Annotated in this window: 25 protein-coding genes; 15 read left to right on the forward strand and 10 right to left on the reverse strand. The window is 66.6% G+C overall.

What is annotated here, in order from left to right:
- Positions 1 to 238: 238 nt before the first annotated feature.
- From sufB to C5B85_RS03980, 6 genes are all read left to right on the forward strand, one after another.
- Complete coding sequence (sufB, locus tag C5B85_RS03955) at positions 239 to 1,657, forward strand: Fe-S cluster assembly protein SufB (RefSeq protein ID WP_104284804.1); 1,419 nt, start codon at positions 239 to 241, stop codon at positions 1,655 to 1,657.
- Complete coding sequence (sufD, locus tag C5B85_RS03960) at positions 1,658 to 2,863, forward strand: Fe-S cluster assembly protein SufD (RefSeq protein ID WP_104284705.1); 1,206 nt, start codon at positions 1,658 to 1,660, stop codon at positions 2,861 to 2,863.
- Complete coding sequence (locus tag C5B85_RS03965) at positions 2,860 to 3,192, forward strand: non-heme iron oxygenase ferredoxin subunit (RefSeq protein WP_068481923.1); 333 nt, start codon at positions 2,860 to 2,862, stop codon at positions 3,190 to 3,192. The genes sufD and C5B85_RS03965 overlap by 4 nt, the downstream gene beginning before the upstream one ends.
- Positions 3,193 to 3,195: 3 nt before the next feature.
- A complete protein-coding gene (gene sufC / locus C5B85_RS03970; RefSeq protein ID WP_068481926.1) occupies positions 3,196 to 3,960 on the forward strand; it encodes a Fe-S cluster assembly ATPase SufC in 765 nt (254 codons plus the stop codon).
- Positions 3,961 to 3,969: 9 nt separating this feature from the next.
- Complete coding sequence (locus tag C5B85_RS03975; RefSeq protein WP_104284706.1) at positions 3,970 to 4,302, forward strand: metal-sulfur cluster assembly factor; 333 nt, start codon at positions 3,970 to 3,972, stop codon at positions 4,300 to 4,302.
- A gap of 172 nt (positions 4,303 to 4,474) precedes the next feature.
- Positions 4,475 to 6,073 carry an ABC-F family ATP-binding cassette domain-containing protein gene (locus C5B85_RS03980; protein ID WP_104284707.1) on the forward strand — a complete coding sequence of 533 codons (1,599 nt, stop codon included), beginning with the start codon at positions 4,475 to 4,477 and terminating at the stop codon, positions 6,071 to 6,073.
- Between the two features lie 97 nt (positions 6,074 to 6,170).
- Here C5B85_RS03980 and C5B85_RS03985 read toward each other — a convergent pair whose 3' ends face one another.
- Genes C5B85_RS03985 through C5B85_RS03995 form a run of 3 tightly spaced genes read right to left on the reverse strand, consistent with a single transcriptional unit; the run spans position 6,171 to position 7,568 of the window.
- On the reverse strand, positions 6,171 to 7,025 hold the full coding sequence (locus C5B85_RS03985) for an SURF1 family protein (RefSeq protein WP_104284708.1): 855 nt from the start codon (positions 7,023 to 7,025) through the stop codon (positions 6,171 to 6,173).
- Positions 7,022 to 7,300, reverse strand: coding sequence for an acetone carboxylase (locus C5B85_RS03990; protein WP_258070568.1), 279 nt, complete (start codon positions 7,298 to 7,300; stop codon positions 7,022 to 7,024). The genes C5B85_RS03985 and C5B85_RS03990 overlap by 4 nt, the downstream gene beginning before the upstream one ends.
- The gene (locus tag C5B85_RS03995; protein ID WP_146077835.1) at positions 7,293 to 7,568 is read right to left on the reverse strand and encodes a DUF3099 domain-containing protein; all 276 of its coding nucleotides are present in this window, start codon (positions 7,566 to 7,568) and stop codon (positions 7,293 to 7,295) included. The genes C5B85_RS03990 and C5B85_RS03995 overlap by 8 nt, the downstream gene beginning before the upstream one ends.
- An 80-nt stretch (positions 7,569 to 7,648) precedes the next feature.
- Between C5B85_RS03995 and C5B85_RS04000 the strand changes: the two genes are divergently transcribed.
- Positions 7,649 to 8,359: a beta-ketoacyl-ACP reductase gene (locus C5B85_RS04000; protein ID WP_104284710.1), complete on the forward strand. Its 711-nt coding sequence runs from the start codon at positions 7,649 to 7,651 to the stop codon at positions 8,357 to 8,359.
- 79 nt (positions 8,360 to 8,438) lie between these two features.
- Here the strand turns inward: C5B85_RS04000 and serB are convergent, their stop codons facing one another.
- A complete protein-coding gene (gene serB, locus C5B85_RS04005; protein WP_104284711.1) occupies positions 8,439 to 9,098 on the reverse strand; it encodes a phosphoserine phosphatase SerB in 660 nt (219 codons plus the stop codon).
- Complete coding sequence (locus tag C5B85_RS04010; RefSeq protein WP_104284712.1) at positions 9,095 to 10,336, reverse strand: glucose-1-phosphate adenylyltransferase; 1,242 nt, start codon at positions 10,334 to 10,336, stop codon at positions 9,095 to 9,097. Before C5B85_RS04010 ends, serB begins: the two co-directional genes overlap by 4 nt.
- A 47-nt stretch (positions 10,337 to 10,383) precedes the next feature.
- Between C5B85_RS04010 and glgA the strand changes: the two genes are divergently transcribed.
- The 3 genes from glgA (at position 10,384) to C5B85_RS04025 (ending at position 12,753) form a co-directional block, all read left to right on the forward strand.
- Entirely contained in the window at positions 10,384 to 11,568 is a 1,185-nt protein-coding gene (gene glgA / locus C5B85_RS04015; RefSeq protein ID WP_104284713.1) for a glycogen synthase, read from the forward strand.
- 50 nt (positions 11,569 to 11,618) lie between these two features.
- Positions 11,619 to 12,404 (forward strand): ABC transporter ATP-binding protein, encoded by a 786-nt coding sequence (locus C5B85_RS04020; RefSeq protein WP_104284714.1) that lies wholly within the window; start codon positions 11,619 to 11,621, stop codon positions 12,402 to 12,404.
- A gap of 88 nt (positions 12,405 to 12,492) precedes the next feature.
- Entirely contained in the window at positions 12,493 to 12,753 is a 261-nt protein-coding gene (locus C5B85_RS04025) for a type B 50S ribosomal protein L31 (protein WP_068481959.1), read from the forward strand.
- A gap of 142 nt (positions 12,754 to 12,895) precedes the next feature.
- Here C5B85_RS04025 and C5B85_RS04030 read toward each other — a convergent pair whose 3' ends face one another.
- Positions 12,896 to 13,591: an exonuclease domain-containing protein gene (locus C5B85_RS04030; RefSeq protein WP_104284715.1), complete on the reverse strand. Its 696-nt coding sequence runs from the start codon at positions 13,589 to 13,591 to the stop codon at positions 12,896 to 12,898.
- A gap of 106 nt (positions 13,592 to 13,697) precedes the next feature.
- Here C5B85_RS04030 and C5B85_RS04035 point away from each other — a divergent pair, with 106 nt between their 5' ends.
- Together C5B85_RS04035 and C5B85_RS04040 are read left to right on the forward strand one after the other, a co-directional pair.
- Positions 13,698 to 14,699, forward strand: a complete 1,002-nt coding sequence (locus tag C5B85_RS04035) for an alpha/beta fold hydrolase (protein WP_104284716.1) — start codon at positions 13,698 to 13,700, stop codon at positions 14,697 to 14,699.
- On the forward strand, positions 14,696 to 15,775 hold the full coding sequence (locus C5B85_RS04040) for a glycosyltransferase family 1 protein (RefSeq protein ID WP_104284717.1): 1,080 nt from the start codon (positions 14,696 to 14,698) through the stop codon (positions 15,773 to 15,775). Before C5B85_RS04035 ends, C5B85_RS04040 begins: the two co-directional genes overlap by 4 nt.
- Before the next feature lie 15 nt (positions 15,776 to 15,790).
- Here the strand turns inward: C5B85_RS04040 and C5B85_RS04045 are convergent, their stop codons facing one another.
- Positions 15,791 to 16,666 carry a Sir2 family NAD-dependent protein deacetylase gene (locus C5B85_RS04045; RefSeq protein ID WP_104284718.1) on the reverse strand — a complete coding sequence of 292 codons (876 nt, stop codon included), beginning with the start codon at positions 16,664 to 16,666 and terminating at the stop codon, positions 15,791 to 15,793.
- Between C5B85_RS04045 and C5B85_RS04050 the strand changes: the two genes are divergently transcribed.
- Positions 16,665 to 17,504, forward strand: a complete 840-nt coding sequence (locus C5B85_RS04050) for an RNA methyltransferase (RefSeq protein ID WP_104284719.1) — start codon at positions 16,665 to 16,667, stop codon at positions 17,502 to 17,504. The genes C5B85_RS04045 and C5B85_RS04050 overlap by 2 nt on opposite strands.
- Here C5B85_RS04050 and C5B85_RS04055 read toward each other — a convergent pair.
- Positions 17,494 to 18,300, reverse strand: a complete 807-nt coding sequence (locus C5B85_RS04055; protein WP_104284720.1) for an SGNH/GDSL hydrolase family protein — start codon at positions 18,298 to 18,300, stop codon at positions 17,494 to 17,496. The two genes, C5B85_RS04050 and C5B85_RS04055, sit on opposite strands and share 11 nt — an antisense overlap.
- Before the next feature lie 97 nt (positions 18,301 to 18,397).
- Between C5B85_RS04055 and C5B85_RS04060 the strand changes: the two genes are divergently transcribed.
- Together C5B85_RS04060 and C5B85_RS04065 are read left to right on the forward strand one after the other, a co-directional pair.
- Positions 18,398 to 19,576 carry an acyl-CoA dehydrogenase family protein gene (locus C5B85_RS04060; protein WP_104284806.1) on the forward strand — a complete coding sequence of 393 codons (1,179 nt, stop codon included), beginning with the start codon at positions 18,398 to 18,400 and terminating at the stop codon, positions 19,574 to 19,576.
- Between the two features lie 59 nt (positions 19,577 to 19,635).
- The gene (locus C5B85_RS04065; protein ID WP_104284721.1) at positions 19,636 to 21,465 is read left to right on the forward strand and encodes a DEAD/DEAH box helicase; all 1,830 of its coding nucleotides are present in this window, start codon (positions 19,636 to 19,638) and stop codon (positions 21,463 to 21,465) included.
- Positions 21,466 to 21,565: 100 nt separating this feature from the next.
- On the opposite strand, the gene C5B85_RS04070 is transcribed toward C5B85_RS04065, so the two are convergent.
- Together C5B85_RS04070 and C5B85_RS04075 are read right to left on the reverse strand one after the other, a co-directional pair.
- Positions 21,566 to 22,267 carry a DedA family protein gene (locus C5B85_RS04070; protein ID WP_181064259.1) on the reverse strand — a complete coding sequence of 234 codons (702 nt, stop codon included), beginning with the start codon at positions 22,265 to 22,267 and terminating at the stop codon, positions 21,566 to 21,568.
- A gap of 169 nt (positions 22,268 to 22,436) precedes the next feature.
- Positions 22,437 to 22,985: a flavin reductase family protein gene (locus tag C5B85_RS04075; protein WP_181064260.1), complete on the reverse strand. Its 549-nt coding sequence runs from the start codon at positions 22,983 to 22,985 to the stop codon at positions 22,437 to 22,439.
- Positions 22,986 to 23,021: the final 36 nt, after the last annotated feature.

Consider the following 23,021-nt stretch of genomic DNA (forward strand, 5'->3'; position numbering starts at 1 on the left):
TCTGGCGTAGGATAGAAGTTGTTGTCTTCGCTCGGGACGTGTGCCCGAATCGCGGCGCAGGGAACAATGGAGGCCCTTCGCGGGTTCCATTCTACGAGAGGTAGACGCACGCCGTCTGCCCGAGCAGCCGCGGGCCCACCGGCCGAAGACCCCACGCGCAAGATATATCGAAGGCGAAGAGCCCGAGGTTGAGCCGCGTGTGCAGAACGACTTCAGAGATGAGAGAGACGAGGCAGACATGTCAGATGTCCTGATCGATCGCCCAGAACTTGAGGGCCTCGGCCGTTACGAGTTCGGCTGGGCTGACTCCGACGTAGCGGGATCGTCCGCGAGGCGTGGCATCAGCGATGCCGTCGTCGCCGACATCTCGCGCCTGAAAGACGAGCCTGAGTGGATGCTCAAGACGCGCCTCAAGGGCTACAAGATGTTCGAGCGAAAGCCGATGCCCAACTGGGGCGCTGACCTCTCCGGCATCGACTTCGACAACATCAAGTACTTCGTGCGCTCGACGGAGAAGCAGGCCCAGACCTGGGAAGACCTGCCAGACGACATCAAGAACACGTACGAGAAGCTCGGCATTCCGGACGCGGAGCGCCAGCGCCTCGTCGCCGGCGTTGCGGCCCAGTACGAGTCCGAGGTCGTCTACCACCAGATCAACGAGGAGCTCGAGAAGCAGGGTGTCATCTTCATGGACACCGACACGGCGCTTCGCGAGCACCCGGAGTTCTTCGAGGAGTACTTCGGCACGGTCATCCCGTCAGGCGACAACAAGTTCGCGGCGCTCAACACGGCCGTCTGGTCCGGAGGCTCGTTCGTCTACGTGCCGAAGGGTGTCCACGTCGAGATCCCGCTGCAGGCCTACTTCCGCATTAACACGGAGAACATGGGTCAGTTCGAGCGGACGCTGATCATCGCCGATGAGGGCAGCTACGTGCACTACATCGAGGGCTGCACGGCTCCCATCTACAAGTCCGACTCCTTGCACTCGGCGGTTGTCGAGATCATCGTGAAGAAGAACGCCCGCGTTCGCTACACGACGATCCAGAACTGGTCGAACAACGTCTACAACCTGGTCACGAAGCGCGCGATCGCGGAAGAGGGCGCGACGATGGAGTGGGTCGACGGCAACATCGGCTCGAAGGTCACGATGAAGTACCCGTCGATCTACCTGGTCGGCGAGCACGCAAAGGGCGAGACCATGTCCGTCGCGTTCGCAGGCCCCGGCCAGCACCAGGACGCCGGAGCGAAGATGATCCACATGGCTCCGTACACGCAGTCTTCGATCACGTCGAAGTCCATAGCGCGAGGCGGGGGACGAGCCGGCTACCGGGGCGAGGTCCGCATCGACGCCAAGGCACACCACTCGTCGAACAGCGTCGTCTGCGACGCGCTGCTCGTCGACACGCAGTCACGCTCTGACACGTACCCCGCGATCGACATCCGAGTCGACGACGTCCAGCTCGGCCACGAGGCGACGGTCACGAAGGTGTCGGAGGAGCAGCTCTTCTACCTCATGAGCCGCGGCCTCCCGGAGACCGAGGCGATGGCCATGATCGTGCGCGGATTCATCGAGCCGATCGCGCGCGAGCTGCCGATGGAGTACGCACTGGAACTCAACAAGCTCATCGAGATGAGCATGGAAGGATCGGTCGGCTAGATGACGACGCAGGTCACGAGCGAGCAGATCAACCCGCTCGGTCTCAACAAGCACAGCCACGGGCCGGGGTCCGAGGTCCCGGTGCAGACGAGGTCGGAGCGGTTCACTTCCTTCGACTTCGCCGACTTCGCGCCACTGAGCGGCCGCGAGATCGAGTGGAAGTACACCCCCGTCGCGAAGCTGGACGCGCTCATCAACGGTGAGCTCACTGGCTCCCGCTCCGAGCTCGAGTTCACGGAGACAGAGGGCGTCTCGGTCAGCTGGATCCCTCGTTCGGATGCGCGCATCGGTTCGGCCGGGAAGCCGGAAGACCGCGCATCCGCAAACGCATGGACCAACTTCGAAGAGGCGCTCCTCGTCGAAGTCTCAGGCGAAGACGACAAGCAGTTTGTCCTCGACCGCAACGGGTTCGGCGGAGCTGCTGTCGCTGCTCACGTCGTGATCGACATCAAGCCGCACGCCAGGGGCCTCATCATCCTCCGCCACACGGGCGAGGCGACGGTCGCCGAGAACGTCGAGCTCCTCGTGGGCGACGGTGCGAACGTCACGGTCGTCTCCATGCAGGAGTGGGAAGACTCGGCGCAGCACCTGTCGACGCACTTCGTGTCGGTCGGGCGCGACGCGTTCATCAAGCACATCGTCGTCTCGCTCGGCGGCGGCATCGTCCGTCTGAACCCGACACTGCAGCTCAACGCGCAGGGCGCGGATGGGGAGCTCTACGGCCTCTACTACTCGGACGCGGGACAGCACCTCGAGCACCAGGTCTTCGTCGACCACAATGCGCCGCACACTCGCAGTCGCGTTAACTACAAGGGCGCCCTGCAAGGCCAAGGGGCGCGAGCCGTGTGGATCGGGGATGTGCTCATCCGCCGGAACGCACCGGGCACTGACTCCTACGAGCAGAACCGCAACCTCGTGCTCTCTGAGGGCACACGGGCCGATTCGGTCCCGAACCTCGAGATCGAGACCGGCGACATCGAGGGGGCAGGCCACGCTTCCGCGACGGGCCGCTTCGATGACGAGCAGCTCTTCTACCTGATGAGCCGCGGCATCTCCGAGGCCATGAGCCGCCGTCTTGTTGTGCACGGCTTCCTCAACGAGATCGTCCAGCAGATCGGCAACGAGGAGATCGCCACCCACCTGCGGGATGCGCTCGAACGCGAGCTCAACGAGGGCGCAAGCCCTCTGCTCGTCGCAGAGCGATGACCTCGGTGCGTCTCTGCGCGGCAGATGACGTGAAGGTCGAGGCGCCGCAGCGCTTCGAGATCGAGGGACAGGCCATCTGCGTCGTCCGAGACTCGGCCGGTGAGCTCTTCGCTCTCGGGGACCGGTGCTCGCACGGAGACATCTCACTCGCCGAGGGCTTCGTGGAGGACGACTCGATCGAGTGCTGGGCGCACGGCTCCCAGTTCTCGCTCAAGACCGGCTGGCCCCGCACCCTCCCCGCCTACGAACCAGTGCCCGTGTACCGCATCCAGGTGCAAGAGGGCGACATCTACATCGACCCCACTCCAATCTTCGAGGAGAAGAGCTAGCACATGTCCACGCTGCAGATATCCGACCTCCACGTCACGGTCGAGACCGACCAGGGCACCAAGGAAATCCTCCGCGGTGTCGACCTGACGATCAACAAGGGCGAGATCCACGCCATCATGGGCCCAAACGGCTCCGGCAAGTCGACCCTCGCCTACACGATCGCGGGCCACCCGAAGTACGAGGTGACCAGCGGCTCGATCACGCTCGACGGCGAGGACGTCCTCGAGATGTCCGTCGACGAGCGAGCGAAAGCGGGCCTCTTCCTCGCGATGCAGTACCCCGTCGAGATCCCTGGCGTCACGGTCGCGAACTTCCTGCGCACGGCGAAGACCGCCGTCGCTGGCGAAGCTCCGCCTCTGCGCCCGTGGCTGAAGGAGGTCAAGGCCTCCATGGCGGCACTCCGCATGGACCCGGTCTTCTCCGAGCGCAACGTCAACGAAGGCTTCTCCGGTGGCGAGAAGAAGCGCAACGAGATCCTTCAGCTCGAGCTCCTCAAGCCGAAGTTCGCCGTCCTCGATGAGACCGACTCCGGCCTCGACGTGGATGCGCTGCGCATCGTGTCGGAGGGCGTCAACCGCGTCAAGGAGAACACCGGCCTCGGTGTGCTCCTCATCACCCACTACACGCGCATCCTCCGCTACATCAAGCCGGACTTCGTGCACGTTTTCGTCGCTGGCAAGGTCGCTGACCAGGGCGGACCCGAGCTTGCTGACCGCCTCGAGAACGAGGGGTACGACCGCTACCTCGCGCAGCAGGTCGAGGCGTAGGATCTCGCCATGGCACTGACGACACTCGAAGCGACACGCTACGACGAGATCGAAGAGGCGCTCAAGGAGGTCGTTGACCCGGAGCTCGGCGTCAACATCGTCGACCTGGGGCTCATCTACGACCTGAACTGGGACGACGACTCCGACGCACTTGTCATCTCCATGACACTGACGTCGGCGGGTTGCCCGCTGACGGACGTCATCGAGTCCGAGACGGCGCAGGCGCTGGACGGCGAAGTCGAACGCTTCGTCATCAACTGGGTCTGGATGCCGCCGTGGGGCCCGGAGAAGATCACGGACGACGGGCGCGACATGATGCGCGCTCTCGGCTTCAACATCTGACCGTTGCCCTGACGGCGAAGAGCCCCGCCATTGGTGGGGCTCTTCCGCGTCTCGTCTAGACTGGGAAGGTTGTCGGCTCCGGGGCAGCACCGGTTGCCTCCGACGCCAGCTCCGATCGACCTCGGCTCCTCACCACGAAGCCCTCCCGCACACCACTGAATGGAATCACTTCTTGCTCGCCGTACATGACCTCGAAATCACCATGGGTGCCCGCACCCTCATGTCGGGAGTCGACTTTCGTGTTGCCGCTGGCGACAAGATCGGCCTCGTTGGCCGGAACGGCGCTGGCAAGACGACGCTGACCAAGATCCTGGCGGGGGACACCCTGCCCACCGCTGGAAAGATCGAGCGACGCGGCGAGATCGGCTACCTCCCGCAGGACCCGCGGAGCGGGGACCCAACGCAGACGGCCCGAACGCGCATCCTGGACGCACGAGGCCTCGGCGAACTCCGCCTCGGCATCGACGAGGCGACCGTGGCAATGGCGGACGGCAGCCCTGCCGAGCAGGAGGCCGCGATGAAGAAGTACTCGCGGCTCGACGATCGCTTCCTCGCGCTCGGCGGCTACGCGGCCGAAGCCGAGGCCGCCGCGATCGCCAGCAACCTCAAGCTGCCTGACCGCATCCTCGACCAGGAGCTGCAGACCCTCTCCGGCGGACAGCGTCGACGTATCGAGCTCGCGCGCATCCTGTTCTCCGGCGCAGAGACGATGCTCCTCGACGAGCCCACGAACCACCTCGACATCGACTCGGTGATCTGGCTCCGAGAGTTCCTGAAGGGCTACTCGGGTGGGCTCATCGTGATCTCCCACGACGTCGAGCTCGTGGGCGACACCGTCAACCGCGTCTTCTACCTCGACGCCAACCGTCAGGTCATCGACGTCTACAACATGGGCTGGAAGCACTACCTGCGTCAGCGGGAGGCAGACCAGGAGCGACGCAAGAAGGAACGCGCCAATATCGAGAAGAAGGCGACCGTGCTCCAGCAGCAGGCCGCCAAGTTCGGTGCAAAGGCGACGAAGGCCACTGCAGCGCACCAGATGGCGCGTCGTGCCGAGAAAATGCTTTCCGGGCTCGAGGAGGTCCGCGTCGCCGACCGCGTCGCGAAGCTCCGCTTCCCAACGCCAGCCGCGTGCGGAAAGACGCCGCTGCGCGCATCCAACCTTTCGAAGTCGTACGGCTCGCTTGAGATCTTCACCGCCGTCGACCTCGCCATCGACCGCGGATCACGCGTCGTCATCCTCGGCCTCAACGGAGCGGGTAAGACGACGCTTCTGCGCATGCTCGCAGGAGTCGACGAGCCGGACACCGGCGCGCTCGAGCCCGGTCACGGCCTCAAGATCGGCTACTACGCCCAAGAGCACGAGACCCTCGACGTCGCCCGCAGCGTGCTGCAGAACATGGTGAGCGTCTCGAGCCACCTCACGGAGACCGAGGCGCGCAAGGTGCTCGGCTCCTTCCTATTCTCGGGAGACGACGTGCACAAGCCCGCCGGCGTCTTGTCTGGCGGCGAGAAGACCAGGCTCGCGCTGGCGATGCTCGTTGTCTCGAGCGCCAACGTGCTGCTCCTCGACGAGCCCACGAACAACCTGGACCCGCTGAGCCGTGAGCAGATCCTCGACGCTCTTGCTCATTACGAGGGTTCGGTTGTGCTGGTCAGCCACGACGAGGGTGCTGTCGCGGCGCTCAACCCCGAGCGCGTGCTCATCATGCCGGACGGCGTCGAAGACCACTGGACGCCCGACTACTTCGACCTCATCACGATGAATTAGCCGGGCCCGCCAGGGCACAGGCTCACATCTGCAGCGAAGCGCATGCTCCTCCCGGGGAGCATGCGCTTCGCTCATTCGTGACCGAGCGCCGAGGCGATCAGCCGCCGGCGCGGTCGAGCAGCTCGTCCTCGATCTCGGCGTCGGTCTTGCGACGTTTGCCGGCTCGTTCGCGTTCGCGGGCGATCGCCTGCCGAACCTTCGGGTCGTCCGGGTTGCGGTCGCGGTACTCAGCGCGCAGACCGAAGATGAGACCCAGGAGAGCGATGATCGCGAAGATGATCCACTGGAAGGCGTAGGAAAGGTGGTTCCCCTCCGTCAGCGCGGGCTTGGCCGTGAGCGCACCGGTCTCGGTCGCCGGTCGCTCAGCCGAAAGCAGGCCGTAGGCGCCCGTGTAGACACGGTCGGCCCCGAGCTCGGCCGCGAACTGCGGCAGGTGGATGGTCGCGATCTGGCCGGCTGGGGCGCTGCGGCCCGGGATCTCCGGCTCGCCGGGTTTGAGGCGTGCCACAACTGTGACGTCACCGGCTGGCGCAGCCGGAACATGGTCGGGGGAGTCCTGCGCATCGCCCGTCGGAATCCACCCGCGGTTCACGATGAACACGCGGCCGTCGTCGGTCTCGAACGGCGTGAGGATCTCGAAGCCGGGGAGGCCGTTGTGCGGCCGCGACCTCGCGAGCAGTTGCTCGTCGGTGAGGTACCGGCCCTCCATGAGCACGGGCGTCCACTCCTGATTGATCGTGAAGTCGTCGAGTTCGGCGAGCTCGCCCTCGAGCGGCACGGGTTCCCGGTCGAAGTTGCCCGTGATGCGCGCGTTCTCGGAGACCCGCTCATCGCGCCGCTCGAACTGCCAGTGGCTCAGGAAGCCACACGCGATGGCGAACACGACGAGCAGCCCGAGGTAGCCGAGCCAACGCTTCGAGAACGCGAATCGCCAGCGGCGCTCGCCGCTCACGCGTGCCCGTCCACGTCATCAAGACGGCCAGCCGAGATCGGGGAGGCCGCTACCGGGAAGTCGCGCTGGCGGAGGAAGCCCTCGAGGTAGCCGGCGTGCTCGTCGCACGCGAGCCAGACCTTGCGGCGAGACTCGTCGTGGATGCGGGGGTTGCGCCACACGAGGCGCGTCGTCGCATCCGCGCCGCACGCCGCGCGCGAGCATCGAGGCTCGTCGCCGATGGCGTCGAGGCCAGCACCCTGCAGCGCGCCGAGCAGGTCGAATCCGTCACGCATCCGGCTTGCCTCGGCGCTGCAGGAAGCTGGGTCGCTCGACCTTGCGCGTTCGGCGCTGGGTCGCGGCGTTGGCGATGACGACGGCGAAGTACGGCAGGAAGATGGCGCCGGCCGCGAAGACGAACATCCACGGTCCCCGCACCCAGATGAGCGCGACGAAGCAGGCCACCCTGATGAGCATCATGATGGTGTACTTCTTCATGCGAGCGGCGCGCTCGTCGTACTCGCTGTCCGCCATGGAGGTGACGTTCGTAGTTGTTGATCGCACGGTGGCAGGTGCTCCTCTCGGCGATCTGCTCAGCTTACTCCTCGCCCCTAGACTGGAGCGAACCGTCTCAAGGGAGCAGCATGACCCACAGAACCGTCCTCGTCACGGGAGGAAACCGCGGCATCGGCTTCGCCATCGCCGCACACTTCGTCAGCCTGGGCCACCGCGTTGCGGTGACCTCACGCTCGGGAGAGGGCGGGCCGGAAGGCGCGCTCACCGTGCAGGCCGACGTCACCGACTCCGCGAGCGTCGACGCGGCGTTCAAGGCGGTCGAGCAGGAGCTCGGCGCCGTCGAGGTCCTCATCGCCAACGCCGGCATCACGAAGGACAACCTGCTTTTGCGCATGTCCGAGGACGACTTCCAGCAGGTCATCGACACGAACCTGACCGGCGTCTTCCGCGTCCTGAAGCGTTCCTCCAAGGGCATGCTGAAGGCTCGCTTCGGGCGCGTCATCTTCATCTCGAGCGTCGTGGGCCTCTTCGGCTCGCCCGGCCAGATCAACTACTCGTCCGCGAAGGCGGGCCTCGTCGGGATGGCCCGCTCGCTCACCCGGGAGCTGGGGTCGCGCGGTATCACGGCCAACGTCATCGCGCCGGGGTTCATCGAGACCGAGATGACGGCGGTGCTCCCCGAGGACACCAAGAAGGAGTACCTCTCGCAGATTCCCGCAGCGCGCTACGGCAGCGTCGACGAGATCGCGAAGACCGCCGCCTGGCTCGCGAGCGACGACGCCGGGTACATCTCCGGTGCCGTCATCCCCGTCGACGGTGGACTCGGCATGGGTCACTAGCCAGCGGCTCACCGAGCGAACACGCGAGGGGCCGACCGGATGCGTGCATCCGGTCGGCCCCTCGCGTTCGTGTCGCGCGTCAGCCCTGAAGGCCGAGCACGTGCAGCACTTGACGCATATCGCGGTCGGGGAGACTCACGTGAGCCTGTTCGCGCACGACCGGCTTCGCGTCGAACGCAACCGAGAGTCCTGCAGCCGACATCATGCCGAGGTCGTTGGCTCCGTCGCCAATCGCGACCGTGCGCGTCGGGTCGACGCCGAGCTCCTCAGCCCACTCGAGCAGCGTCTCCCGCTTCGCCTCCCGCCCGATGATCGGGCCTGAGACGCGCCCCGTGAGCTTCCCGTCGGAGACCTCGAACCGATTGGCTCGCCACCGGTCAAGGCCGAGCCTTTCGGCGAGCTCGTCGAGGATCTCGTGGAACCCGCCGGAGACAGCCGCGATGTAGCCACCAGCCTCGTGGACACCCGCCACGAGCTCGGGAACCCCGTCTGTGACGACAACGCGATCGACGACGGACGCCACGTCGGCCGCGGAGACACCCTCGAGCAACGCCACGCGATCGCGCAGGCTCTCCTCGAAGTCGAGCTCACCAGCCATGGCTCGCTCGGTGACCTCCGTCACCTCAGCGGTCACGCCGGCGTAGTCGGCGATGAGCTCGATGACCTCGTCCTCGATGAGCGTCGAATCGACGTCCAGGAGGACGAGGAACGGTGCACGAGCTGACGTGCTCGAGGTCACGGCTCGACGATCCCGAACTTCTCCACGACCGTGAGGCCAGAGTCGGTGACCGTGAACCCGCGGCGGAGGTCGTGCTCGCGGTCGACGCCGACCGAGGCGCCTTCCTTGACGATGACGTTCTTGTCGAGGATCGCGCGCCGCACGACGGCGCCGGCCTGGACGTTGACGCGGTCGAAGAGGATGGAGTCGACGACTGCGGCTCCCGACTCGACATTGTCCCACGGCCCGAGCACGCTGCGCTCAATGTGCGCGCCGGAGATGACCGACCCGAGCGAGATGATCGAGTCGATCATGGTTCCCGTCGAGCCACGGCTGTCACGGACGAACTTCGCGGGCGGCGAGTTCAGCTGCTGCGCGAAGATCGGCCACTTCTCGTTGTAGAGATTGAAGATCGGCAGCGTGGAGATGAGGTCCATGTGCGCGTCATAGAACGAATCGATCGTGCCGACGTCGCGCCAGTAGTCACGGTCGCGCTCGGTCGACCCGGGAACGACGTTGTCCTTGAGGTCGTAGACGCCGCAATCGCCCTGAGCGACGAAGCTCGGGATGATGTCGCCGCCCATGTCGTGCTTCGAGTCTTCGAGCGTCGAGTCGCGGATGACCGCTTCGACGAGCTTGTCTGCCGTGAACACGTAGTTGCCCATGGAGGCGAGGATCTCGCCGGGGCTGTCCGGGAGGCCCTGCGCGTCCTCCGGCTTTTCGAGGAACTCGCGGATGAGCGTGCGGTCGTCCGGATCGACGTCGATGACGCCGAACTGGTCGGAGAGGGAGATCGGCTGCCGGATGGCGGCGACCGTCGCACTGCGACCGGACGCGATGTGCGCCTCAATCATCTGCGAGAAGTCCATCCGGTAGACGTGGTCCGCACCCACCACGACAACGATGTCGGGGGACTCATCATTGATGAGGTTGAGACTCTGCCTGATGGCATCTGCTGAGCCGGAGAACCAGCGCTTGCCGAGCCGCTGCTGCGCCGGCACAGAGGCGACGTAGGAGTTGAGCATCGCGGGGAGGCGCCACGTGTGCGACACGTGCCTGTCCAGCGAATGGGACTTGTACTGCGTCAGGACGACGATCTTGTGAAGCCCGGAATTCACCAGGTTCGAGAGCGCGAAGTCAATGAGTCGATACTGGCCTGCGAAGGGCACAGCGGGCTTAGCCCGGTCTGCAGTGAGCGGCATGAGCCGCTTCCCCTCACCGCCAGCGAGAACGATGCCGAACACCTTTGCCTGTGACATGACTCGAGCTTAGGGGTTCACAGCCCTGCTGTACTACCGTGTAGCCCGTGAGAGTAGATCTGGTAACACGCGAGTATCCACCGGCCGTCTACGGCGGGGCTGGAGTCCACGTCACCGAGCTCGTCAAGGCGATGAGACGCGACATCGATGTCAACGTCCGCTGCTTCGGCGATGCCCGCGACGAGCAGCAGACGTACGCCTACACGACGCCGCCTGCGCTTCGTTCCGCGAACCCGGCGCTCGGCTTCCTGGGCACCGACCTCGAGATCGCGAACGACATCGCGGGAGCCGACCTTGTGCACTCGCACACGTGGTACGCGAATGCCGCGGGCCATGTGGCGAAGCTCCTGCACGGCATCCCGCACGTCATCACCGCGCACAGCCTTGAGCCGCTCCGCCCGTGGAAGGCCGAGCAGCTCGGCGGTGGCTACCGCCTCTCCAGCTGGATCGAGCAGGTCTCCTATGAGCACGCGAACCGCATCATCGCCGTGAGCCACGGCATGCGGGCAGACATCCTCCGCGCGTACCCGAACCTCGACCCCGCAAAGGTCGAGGTGGTCTACAACGGCATCGACCTCGAGACGTGGCAACGCGTCGAGGACCCCGAGGCGGCGCGCGAGCTGGGCATCGACCCCGACCGACCTGCGGTCGTGTTCGTCGGCCGAATCACCCGTCAGAAGGGACTTCCGTACTTCCTGCGCGCCGTTCGCGAGCTCCCGCCTGAAGTCCAGGTCATTCTGTGTGCCGGCGCTCCGGACACCCCGGAGATCGAAGCGGAGGTGGCCGGCCTTGTCGCACAGCTCCAGACCGAGCGCGATGGCGTCGTGTGGCTCGCGCGACACCTGAGCAAGCGCGAGATCATGACGGCGCTCTCCGCCTCCACCGTCTTTGCCTGCCCATCGATCTACGAGCCGCTCGGCATCGTCAACCTTGAGGCCATGGCCTGCGGCACCGCAGTCGTGGGCACAGCGACGGGTGGCATCCCCGAGGTCGTCGAGGACGGCGTCACGGGGCGACTCGTCCCCATCGAGCAGGCCACGGACGGAACTGGAACGCCCGTCGACCCCGACAAGTTCGTCGCCGACCTCGCCAGGGTCCTCACGGAGGTCGTCAGCGACCCCGAGACGGCGGCGCGGTACGGCAAAGCCGGACGTGAACGCGCCGAGCGCGAGTTCACGTGGCGCCGCATCAGTGACGAGACCATCGCGATCTACGAACAGCTCGTTGGCTGACGCGGTGCGCCGCCGAAGCCAGCGCGTGAGCCGCGTTTAGGCTTAGGCATATGGCAACGGTTCTCGAATTCAACGACGCTACGGTCGTTCGCAACGGTCGTCCGATCCTCGACCACGTCACTTGGAGCGTCGACGAGTCAGAGCGCTGGGCGGTGCTGGGCCCCAATGGGGCAGGCAAGTCCACGCTGCTCTCGCTGGCCTCAGCGACTCAGCACCCGACAACGGGTCAGGTCGACGTGCTCGGCGAGCGCCTCGGGCGGACCAACGTCTTCGAGCTGCGCCCTCGGATCGGCGTCGCCTCAAGCGCGATGGCTCGCCGGATCCCGGGAGACGAGAGCGTCCTCAATGTGGCGCTCACCGCCTCCTACGCCGTCACCGGCCGTTGGAACGAGGACTACGAGGAGATCGACGTGCGTCGCGCGCAGCGCGTGCTCGAGGAGTGGAACCTCGGCGACTTCGCCGAGCGCGAGTTCGGCACGCTGAGCGACGGAGAGCAGAAGCGCACGCTCATCGCACGGGCGATCATGACCGACCCGGAGCTCCTCCTGCTCGACGAGCCGAGCGCGTCACTCGACCTCGGGGCTCGCGAGAACCTCCTCGCAGCACTCTCCAGCTTCGCACAGAGCCCGTTCGCACCAGCCATCGTCATGGTCACGCACCACGTCGAGGAGATTCCAGTGGGCATCACCCACGTGCTCCTTCTGCGCGATGGCAAGGTCGTCGCCGCCGGACCTCTCGCCGAGGTCCTCACCAGCGCGAACCTCGAGACCACCTTCGGTCTTCCCCTGCACGTCACGAACGCGGGCGGCCGCTACGCCGCCCGCGCGTCGAACTGACACCCACTCGCTCCTATCTGCTAAAGTTGTTCTTTGGCTCAGGACCCGTGGTCCGATTCTGCTCACCAAACTCGTTGAAGGAACCCTTATGAAGGCTGACGTCCACCCCACCTACAACACGGTGGTGTTCAACGACCTCGCATCGGGGGAGAAGTTCCTCACCCGTTCCACGGTCTCGAGCGCCAAGACGATCGAATGGGAAGACGGCAACACGTACCCAGTCATCGACGTCGAGATCTCCAGCGCTTCGCACCCGTTCTACACGGGCAAGCAGCGCATCATGGACTCCGCCGGTCGTGTCGAGAAGTTCAAGAACCGCTACGCCAAGTTCGGCGGCGGCAGCAAGTAGTCTCCTCTGCATCGCAGATGAGCACACTGCTCGCGCGAAAGGGCGGCACCGATTCGGTGCCGCCCTTTCGCGGCTTCCTGCCGGCTGCAGCGGGTCCAGCAGACCGGGCCCGCTTCAGTCGCAGTGCCGAGGCGCCAGAGACTCAGGGAGCCGTGCGCACGGGCCACGCGCCGTCGGCGGTGAAGTCTGGGTCGCGGTTCGCCCGCATGTAGGCCTCGAAGTCCCTGGTCTGGTCGGCGGCCCACGTGATCTGCTTCGTGTGGAGCGCCGGCAACGTCATGTCGAGCTCCGACGGGTACTTCGCGGCCAGGGCAAGCGCGAGCTGGCCAGCCGCGACGGCGTCGTCGCCTGCCGAGTGCGCGTCTATCAGCTCCACACCGTAGAAAATCGACGTGTCCGTGAGCGTCCGCTTCCCCTTGCGATACTTGTCGAGCGCGCGGTCGATGACCAGCGGATCGACGACCTGCTCGGCGAACGCAACCTGCTCGACGCCGTGGCGCGCGCACTCCCGAGCGAACAGCGTGAGGTCGTACGGGGCGTTGTAGATGACGAAGGGAACCCGGTGCCTCGCGATCCAGTCGAGGGCCGCCCGAAGCTCGGTGACGACCTCCACGGCGGGTCGCCCCTCGGCCTGCGCGATCTCCGTGGTGATGCCATGCACCGCGGCGGCGCGCTCCGGGATGGGGACCCCGGGGTCAGCAAGCCAGTCCGTTCCACGCTCGACGGTACCCTCGCCGTCTATCAGCCCCACGAAAGCCGTGACGATCCGGTCATTCTCGACGTCGATGCCCGTCGTCTCGAGGTCGAACACCGCGATCCGCTTCGTCCACTCGGTCATTGCTTCCTCATCCCGCCTCGAAGTCATCTTGCAGGCGCGGCGTCCCCGACGGAGCGCGGACGCGCCTGAGCATGGGCTCCCGCCCTGCTCGGTACACTCTTGCACGATGCCTTCCTCCTCTCTCGCAGCCACTCCTGAGTCCCCGTCGCTCGCCCACACGACGCACGTCCTCGGCTCCGAGTGCGCGTGGTGGGAGGTCGGCCCGCCCGCAGCCGAGGCCGAAGCGACGATCGTGCTGGTGCACGGTTTCCGCGGCACCCACCATGGGCTGCTTCCTGTAGTGAATCGGCTCCCGAAAGTTCGCTTCATCGCGCCTGACCTGCCCGGGTTCGGCGAGTCGGGGCCGCTCGCGCGCGGCCACTCGCTCGACGACTACTCGGCCTGGCTCGAGTCCTTCCTGGAGCACGTCGACCCGGCAGGCGAGGCGATCGTCCTCGGGCACTCGTTCGGCTCTCTCGTGATCTCCCGCAGGCCTGCCGCCATCGGCGAGCGTCGCCTCGTGCTGGTGAATCCCATCGCCTCGCCCGCCCTGGAAGGGCCGCAGGCCATCCTGACGCGGCTCGCGATCTTCTACTACTGGCTCGGCTCGCGCCTCCCTGCGCCCGCCGGCCAGCTCCTCCTGTCGCATCCGCTCATCACGCGCGTCATGAGCGAGGTCATGGCCAAGACGAAGTCCAGGCCGCTGCGGGCCTGGATCCATACTGAGCACGAACGCCACTTCTCTGACTTCGCGGACCGGGACACCCTCCTCGAGGCCTTCCGGGCATCCGTCTCCGACTCAGTCCTCGCTCACGCGACCGAGCTGCCGTCGTCCACCGTGCTCATCGCAGGGGCGCTCGACGACATCGCACCGCTTGAAGCACAGCTCGAACTCGCGCGCGTCGCCGACCTACCGCTGCACGTCATCGCTGGCACAGGCCACCTCGTGCACTACGAGACGCCCATCGCGGCGGCGCGTCTGCTGTCGGCCTTCATTGCCGAGGCAGACAGCCACGGTGTCGAGGCAGAGAGCGACGGCGACGAGACCGGCGACGAAGCAGAGACCGGCGACGAAGCAGAGACCGGCGGCGAGGCAGAGCTCCGTAACAGGACGGAGCGCACGAGGTGAGGCTCCTGTTCGACTGCCGCTACGTGCGCATCGACCGACACGACGGCATATCAAGGTACTCGGCTGAACTCGTGCGCGCGCTCTCCGCTCTGCACCCGGTGACGATGCTCATCTCAGACGAGCGCCAACTGCCCATGCTGCCGAGCCTCCCGCACGAGCTCATCAGCTCGCCCACCTCGGCCGCCGAGCCGCTTGTGGCGCGCCAGGTCAACAAGCTGCGCCCTGATGTCGTCGTCAGCCCGATGCAGACGATGGGCTCGCTTGGACGCGACTACGGGCTCATCCTGACGATCCACGACCTCATCTACTACGAGCACCCGAAACCGCCGCAGTTCCTGCCCTGGTACGTCCGTGCCCTGTGGCGTATCTACCACCTGTCCTTCTGGCCGCAGCGTCTGCTGCTGCGGGGCGCCGACCAGGTGGCGGTCGTCTCGGCCACTACCCGCGAGCTGCTGCGCGCACAGAGGCTCACCCGGCGGCCGATCCCGCTTGTTCCCAACGCGCCGGACCCTGCCTTCGTCTCCGCCCCGAGGCCAATGCCACCGAGCGAGCCGAACCTCATCTACATGGGCTCCTTCATGCCGTACAAGAACGTGGAGACGCTCGCTCGCGCCATGCGGGACCTGCCTGGCTGGCGCCTGCACCTCTGCTCGAAGGTGGATGCTCGGACGCTGTCCTCGCTCGAGGCGATCGCCCCGGAGGGGTCGATCGTCGCACACCAGGGCGTCAGCGACGAGGAGTACCTCACGCTGCTCAAAGGTGCGACCGCACTCGTGACGGCCTCGAAAAGCGAGGGTTTCGGCCTGCCTCTCGTGGAAGCGATGTCGGCCGGCACCCCCATTCTGGTCAGCGACACCCCGATCTTCCGCGAAGTCGGAGGGCACGCCGCCGGCTACTTCCCTGCGGACGACGCTGGACTGCTTGCGACGATGGCCAGGCAGCTGCAGAACAATCCGGGAGCCTGGGCTGCGGCGTCAAGCGCCGGCGTTGCCCGCGCGGCGGAGTACTCCTGGGAGCGCTCCGCGGCCGAGCTGCTCGAAGCGTGCCGGCAGGTGGTGGAGCAGCGCCGCTCCTGACTACTCGGTGCGCGTCTAGGAGTCCGAGGTGAGTCGGGCTGCGAGGTCAGCGAGCGACTCCGACGTGCCGCCCTCGACGTGCACAGAGGCTACGTGCCCGATGGCCGCGTCACCCCGGTTGAAGAGCACAACAGGCTTGCTCGCCGCGACAGCGCGGTGGACCAGCCTGCGCCCGGTGTTGACGACCAGGGACGTTCCCGCGACGAGCAGCGCATCCGCCCCGTCGACAAGCTGGCGAGCTCGTTCTGCGACCGCCGGGCGCACGACGTCGCCGAACATGACGACGTCGGGCTGCAGGATGCCGCCGCAGACGGGGCAGGAGGGTAGCGTCTCGATCTCGGCGCCACTGGCGTCGGCGTCCCCGTCCGGACGGCTGCTGGCATTGGCAGCGAGTTCGGCGATGCCGGGGGAGGAGTCGAGGATGCCGGCAAGCAGGGCCGCTCTCGAGATCTCGTGGCCGCAGCGTGTGCAGCTCGCCGTGCGCATGCTGCCGTGCAGCTCGACGACGTTTCGGCTCCCGGCTCGCAGGTGCAGTCCATCCACGTTCTGCGTCGCCACACCAGTGGCGGCGCCATGGCGCTCAAGGTCTGCCAGAGCCAGATGCCCGGCGTTGGGCGATGCGCCTGAGAACCGGGCGGCTCCAAGTGCCGCGCCGGCCCAGTACCTCCGCCGAGTGGCCTCGTCTGACATGAACTGTTGGATTGTCATCGGCGAGATACGTGGCGCCTTGCCGTCGCCTCGGTAGTCGGGAATACCGGAGTCGGTCGAAAGGCCGGCACCCGTGAGCACTGCGAAGGTGCGGTCCGAGAGCAGGTCGGCGGCTCGGGCGAGCCCTTCGGCTCGCGAACGCGCGGCATTGACGCTGCTCGCTTCTGACAGGATTACCTCCATGCGCCTGACCCCTCTCCAGTCGACCGATTGGCCACGTGCGGCCCCATCCGTCCGTTCACTCGAACAGTCTGGACTCGCCGACTATTCCCGGCTGACCGACGTGGCGCTCCGCAAGCGACTCGAGCCGGAGGGCGGACTCTACATCGCCGAGTCGCCGAAGGTCATCGAACGTGCGCTGCGCGCGGGCCACACGCCGCGTTCGCTCCTGCTCATGGAGCAGTGGCTGCCAACCGTCGCACCGCTGCTCGAGCCGTTTCCTGATGTGCCCGTCTACGTCGGTTCCAGTGACCAGCTCGAACAGCTCACCGGCTTTCGGATGCACCGGGGCGCTCTCGCCTCAATGCACCGCCCCGCGCTCCTCGACCCCGCGGAGCTGCTCGCTGAAGCGAAGACGGTTGTTGTTCTCGAGGACCTCGTCGATCACACCAACGTCGGCGCAGTCTTCCGCGCGGCAGCCGGACTCGGTGCTGACGCAGTTCTTGTGACGCAGGAGTGCGCGGACCCGCTCTATCGCCGGAGCGTACGGGTGAGCATGGGCACCGTCTTCCAGGTGCCGTGGACCAGGCTTCCGGCCTGGCGTGACGCCGCGACGCTCTTCTCCGACGCCGGTTTCGACGTTGCCGCTCTTGCCCTCGACGACAAGGCGGTCTCGCTCCGCGACTACGCCTCGAACAGACCGGAGCGCGTCGCCATCATGCTCGGCACGGAGGGGGACGGACTCAGCCGCGGCGCCCTGAGCGCGGCGACGACAACCGTCACCATCCCGATGCTCCACGGTGTCGACTCGCTCAACGTGGCGGCGGCCAGCGCTGTCGCGCTCTACGCGCTCACTGGGTAGGAGCGTCGTCCCGGCCGAACGAGAACGGCTCGGCGAACGGACGCTTTGCGAGCACGTTGTCGCCAGACGACTCGTTCCGGAGGCGGCGGAGCACCCACGGCACGAGATGCTCGCGCGCCCAAACCATGTCCTGAGCGCGTGCCTCGCGCCATCTGGCGGGACGCGCGGGCGCCGGCTGCATCGCGACGAGCTCGTTCTCGACGTTGAGCGCGTCGAGCACCATCCGTGCAACCTCATGGTGCCCGTACGAGTTGAGGTGCAGTCGGTCGCTGACCCACATGCTTGGCCTCTGGATGGCGCGCAGGGCCCACTGGTCGGCGACGATGCAGTCGTGGTACTCGGCGATGCCGCGGATGTGCTCGTTGTAGATCGCGATCTTGCCGCGCATCGAGGAGAACACGGGCGCGAACTTCGTATCGACGCCGGTGAAGACGACAACTGTTGCGCCTGACTTGCGCAGCGAGCCCACGAGGCGGGAGAAACGGGCGGCGATGGCGTCAGGGTCGGCTCCTGGCCGGATGATGTCGTTTCCCCCGGCGGAGATCGTCACGAGGTCCGGCTTGAGCTCGAGCGCCGGTTCGAGCTGCTCCTCGGCGATCTGGTCAAGCAGCCGCCCGCGGACGGCCAGGTTCGCGTAAGCGAAGTCGGAGCGGTGGGCGGCGAGCTCCTCGGCGACACGGTCAGCCCAGCCTCGAAGGCCGCCGGGAGCGGTGGGCTCGGGGTCTCCGACGCCCTCCGTGAAGGAGTCACCGAGAGCGACGTAGCGGCTCCAGGGAATGAGTTCGCGTTCTGACATCTCGCTGTTTCTCTCCTCGATCGGAACTGAAGACTAGACCCTCGTCGGCCGCGACTTCTTCATAGAGGTCGAAGCGCTGACGAGTAGCGTGGTGGGCATGCCAGCTTCAGACCCGAGATCCATTTTGGCCGACGACCTGCTCGAGGTGCTCAACCAGCGCGCGAGCCGCCACGACTCGGAGAATTCATTCCCCACCGACGACCTCGAGGCTCTGCGCGATACCGGGTACCTCAGGGTGCTTGTCCCTCGGGATTTCGGCGGCACGGGAGCGTCGCTGGAGCAGGCGGTGAAGTGCCAGGCGCGGCTCGCCTCCGCTGCGCCAGCGACGGCGCTCGCCGTCAACATGCACCACGTCGTCGCGGGCATCGCTCGCGCGAGGCATGAGTCGGGCGACGATGCCCTCGACTGGATGCTGCGCGAGATCGTGGCGGGGGAGACCTACGCCCTGGCCATCTCGGAGATCGGCAACGACGCCGTGCTCTACGACTCGAACGTCCGCGCGGAACCGCAGCCAGATGGGGGCTACCGACTCCACGGCATGAAGATCTTCACCTCGCTCTCGCCGGTCTGGACGAGGCTCGTGACGTTCGGCCGCGACGACACGCGTGATACCCCGGCCCTCGTGCACGGCGTGTTGCGTCGCGACGACGCAGGTGTGCGCATCCACGACGACTGGGACACGCTCGGGATGCGGGCCACGCAGAGCTGCTCCACATCGCTCGAGGGCGCGCTGATCCCGCCGGAGCGAGTCATCGCCCGACTGCCCGTCGGCCCGAACAGCGAACCGCACATCTTCGCAGTGCACTCGAACTTCCTGCTGCTCGTCGCTTCCTGCTACGTCGGCATCGGTGACCGTGCGCTCGAGCTGGCTGTTGATGCCGCCAACTACAGGACGAGTTCGACGCAGGAAGGGATCCGGCTCGCCGACGACGTGCAAGTTCGAGAAGAAATCGCCAGAATGAGTATTCGACAGCTCGCAGCGCGTACCCTCGTTGAGTCCATCGCTCGCGATGTCGACGAAGGGGCGCCACACGGCGACGCCTGGTTCGCGCGCCTGACGATGGCGAAGTACGAGGCAGTTGCTGCCGCGACGGCCACGACGCAGGATGCGCTCGGGATTGTCGGTGGCAGCGGCTACCGTTCCGGGCATGAGCTCGCGCGCCTGTTGCGAGACGTGCTCGCTGGCGGGCTGCACCCGTCCAACGAGCGGGCCGTCCGTCGGTTGCACGCCAGCCACCGCCTCGGCCCGATCCAAGACCCACCACCCAGCCGCTGAACGGGCGGGAGCCCGACGAGGCTGAACCGCCCGAGCTTTGAAAGGAAGGCGACGCAGCAATGACCGAACGCGAGGCCGTCCAGGAAGCTCACGCCACTAACCACGACGGCTCCCGCTACGGTCACCAGGTCGGCACGTTCGCCGCCGAGCATCTCTCCCCGTCGTTCCCACAACGCGCCCCGTGGGGCACGGCGGGCAGACTTCGGGCGTGGCAGGCCGAGGCGCTCGACGTCTACTTCGAATCCGAACCACGCGACTTCCTCGCCTCCGCAACTCCCGGGGCAGGCAAGACCACGTTCGCCCTCCGACTCGCGACCGAGCTCCTGCAGCGGCGCGCAGTCGACCGCATCACCATCGTCGCCCCGACCGACCACCTGAAGACGCAGTGGGCCGAAGCCGCCGCTCGCGTCGGCATCCGCATCGACCCTCGCTACGGCAACAACCAGGGCATCCACTCGCGCCAGTTCCACGGCGTGGCCGTGACCTACGCACAGGTGGCCATGAAGCCGAGCGTGCACAGCCATCTGACGGCTTCCGGGCGGACCCTCGTGATCCTCGATGAGGTGCACCACGGCGGAGACGCGCTGAGCTGGGGAGACGCGATCCGTGAGGCCTTCGGGCACGCAGACCGCCGCCTGTCGCTCACGGGAACGCCCTTCCGCTCCGACTCCGCCCCGATCCCGTTTGTCACGTACGCGCCGAACGAGGACGGCATCCGCACCTCGCTCACCGACTACTCGTACGGCTACGGCCGCGCTCTCGAAGACGGCGTGGTCCGCCCTGTGCTGTTCATGTCGTACGCGGGCAACGTTCGTTGGCGGGACACGCAGGGCGAGGAGATGTCGGCGGGCCTCGCGGAAGACAACACGAAGGACATCGTCTCGCAGGCCTGGCGCACGGCGCTCGACCACGAGGGTCAGTGGATCCCGCAGGTCCTCCAAGCCGCCGACCAGCGCCTCAGCGAGGTACGCCAGGAAGTACCGGATGCTGGTGGGCTTGTCATCGCGACCGACCACGCAGCCGCCAAGGGTTACGCGGCCATCCTGAAAACCATAACGGGCACGAAGCCCGCGCTCATCCTCTCCGACGACAAGGGCGCGTCCGACCGCATCACCGAGTTCGCGGGTAGCGACGAGCGCTGGATGGTCGCCGTGCGTATGGTGTCGGAGGGCGTCGACGTTCCCCGGCTCGCCGTCGGTGTCTACGCGACCAACGCCTCGACGCCGATGTTCTTCGCGCAGGCCATTGGCCGTTTTGTGCGCGCCCGAAAGAAGGGTGAGACGGCGACCGTTTTCGTGCCGAGCGTGCCGCAGCTCACGAAGCTCGCGCACGCCCTCGAGATGGAGCGCAACCACGCGCTGGACCGGCTCGCCGACGCCGAGGACTCGCGGGCGCCGGAGGAAGACATGATGGCGGCGGCCGAGCGGCCGGACAAGACCTCAGACGAGCTCGGCAAGTTCACCTTCGAGGCGATCTCGAGCGAGGCGCTCTTCGACAAGGTGCTCTACGACGGGGGAGACTTCGGCTACGCGGCCGAGGTCGGCAGCGAGGAGGAGTTGGAGTTCCTCGGCCTGCCTGGCATCCTCGACGCCGACCAGGTGCGTTCAGTCCTCTCTCAGCGGCAGGCGAAGCAGGGGCGCATCCAGGAATCGCGAGTGAAGGCGGGGCCCCCGGCGCCCGCGCCGCCCCAGGCGCTCCACAGGACCCTCAAGGAGCAGCGAACACTGCTCAACAGTCTCGTCTCCGTCTACTCCAAGCAGTCGGGGGAGCCGCACGGCATCGTGCACGCCGAGCTGCGCCGCAGCTGCGGCGGCCCCGCCGTCGGCCAGGCGACGGTCTCGCAGATCCAGGCCCGCATCGACGTTCTCAGGCGGCGAATGCGCTCGTAGACGCGTCAGACAAGCCAGACGAGAAGGGGACGCCAGCGGCGACGCTGGCGTCCCCTTACGCGCCCAGGCAGCGCTTTCAGGCGAAGTCTCGGGCAACACCTCAGGCGGAGTGCCCGCCCCGATGCACTCGGCCGCGGATCTTCACGACGAGGAACCAGACGATAGCGCCGCCGACGAGGGCGTACACGAGGTACTTGAGCGCATCCGCGTAGATGAGGATCTGCTCCCACGAGTCGCCGAGCAAGTAGCCGGCCATGACGAAGACCGTGTTCCAGATGGCGGATCCCGCGAGGGTCAGCAGGCCGAACTGCAGCGCGGGCATCCGCTCGATACCTGCCGGGATCGAGATGAGACTCCGGAAGATGGGGAGGAAGCGCCCGAAGAAGACCGCCTTCTTGCCGTGCTTCTTGAACCAGTTGGTCGTCTTGACCACGTCGGCGGCGTCCACGAGGGGAATCTTGCGAGCGAGCCACACCATGCGGTTGTGCCCGAGCCAGCGACCCAGCCAGTAAAGCGCGTAGGCGCCGACGACGGAGCCGATCGTCGTCCAGATGATCGCCTCGATGACCGAGAACTTGCCCTGGTGCGCGGCGAGGCCAGCCAGCGGCAGGATGATCTCAGACGGGATCGGTGGGAAGAGATTTTCGAGCGCCACGGCGATACCCGCGCCGGGCGCCCCGATGGTGCCCATGATCTCGATCGCCCAGTCGGAGATGACCCCGAAAATTCCACCGGTGGCTTCTTCGACGGCGCCCCCTCCTGAGCTAGCGGCGTGCAGGATGGCGGTGGCGAGGCCAGGCATGGTTCGAGGAGGTCCTTCTCAGTCTGGGAGCGTCGGAGCAGTTCACGCGCGAATCGCTCGTCACTGTGCTGCCACCCAAACTACCCGACGGGACTTTCCTGGCCTGTCAGCTGTCTCGTCTGGCCCGTGAACTGTCTCGTCTGGCCCGTGAACTGCCGGGTCCACCCCGTCAGCTGTGCGGGGCGCCGAGCTTGCGCCAGACGCGATTGCGGTACACGACACCGCCGTCGCCCTCCGTCGCGTCCAGACGCCCGTCACGTGCCTCCACGACGTCGAGCACGACGAGGACCGCCCCATCGACGTCGAGCGTGCTTCGGATGCTGCCGCGGGCCCAGCGACGGGCGGCCGTGTAGTGGGGCTCACCGGTCGGCAGGTAGCCCCAGCTGTCCCGATCCGCAAAACGGTCAACGCCGCTCGTCGCGGCCACCTGCGCGACGGCGAGCGACTCCTCGTCGATGAAGTGCACGAGCACGCTGGAGGACGAGAGGATGCCGGGTGTGGCCGAGGAAGCCTTCGACAGCGAGAAGGCCACGAGGGCGGGGGAGGCGTTCACCGACGTGAGCGAGGTGATTGTCATCGCGACAGGACCCTCCTCGGTCTGCGCCGTCAGGACCGCCACGCCAGAGGGGTGCTGTCGGAAAAGGGAGCGGAAGTTCTCCGAGAGCTCGGTCTGGTCGGTCTGCGCGTGGGTGACGAGCGACGTGGTTTCAGCTGGCACTGGTGCACTCCTGGGGTGACGGGGAATGGGCAACCT

The organism is Pseudoclavibacter sp. AY1F1 (genome assembly GCF_002931075.1).
GTDB lineage: Bacteria > Actinomycetota > Actinomycetes > Actinomycetales > Microbacteriaceae > Pseudoclavibacter.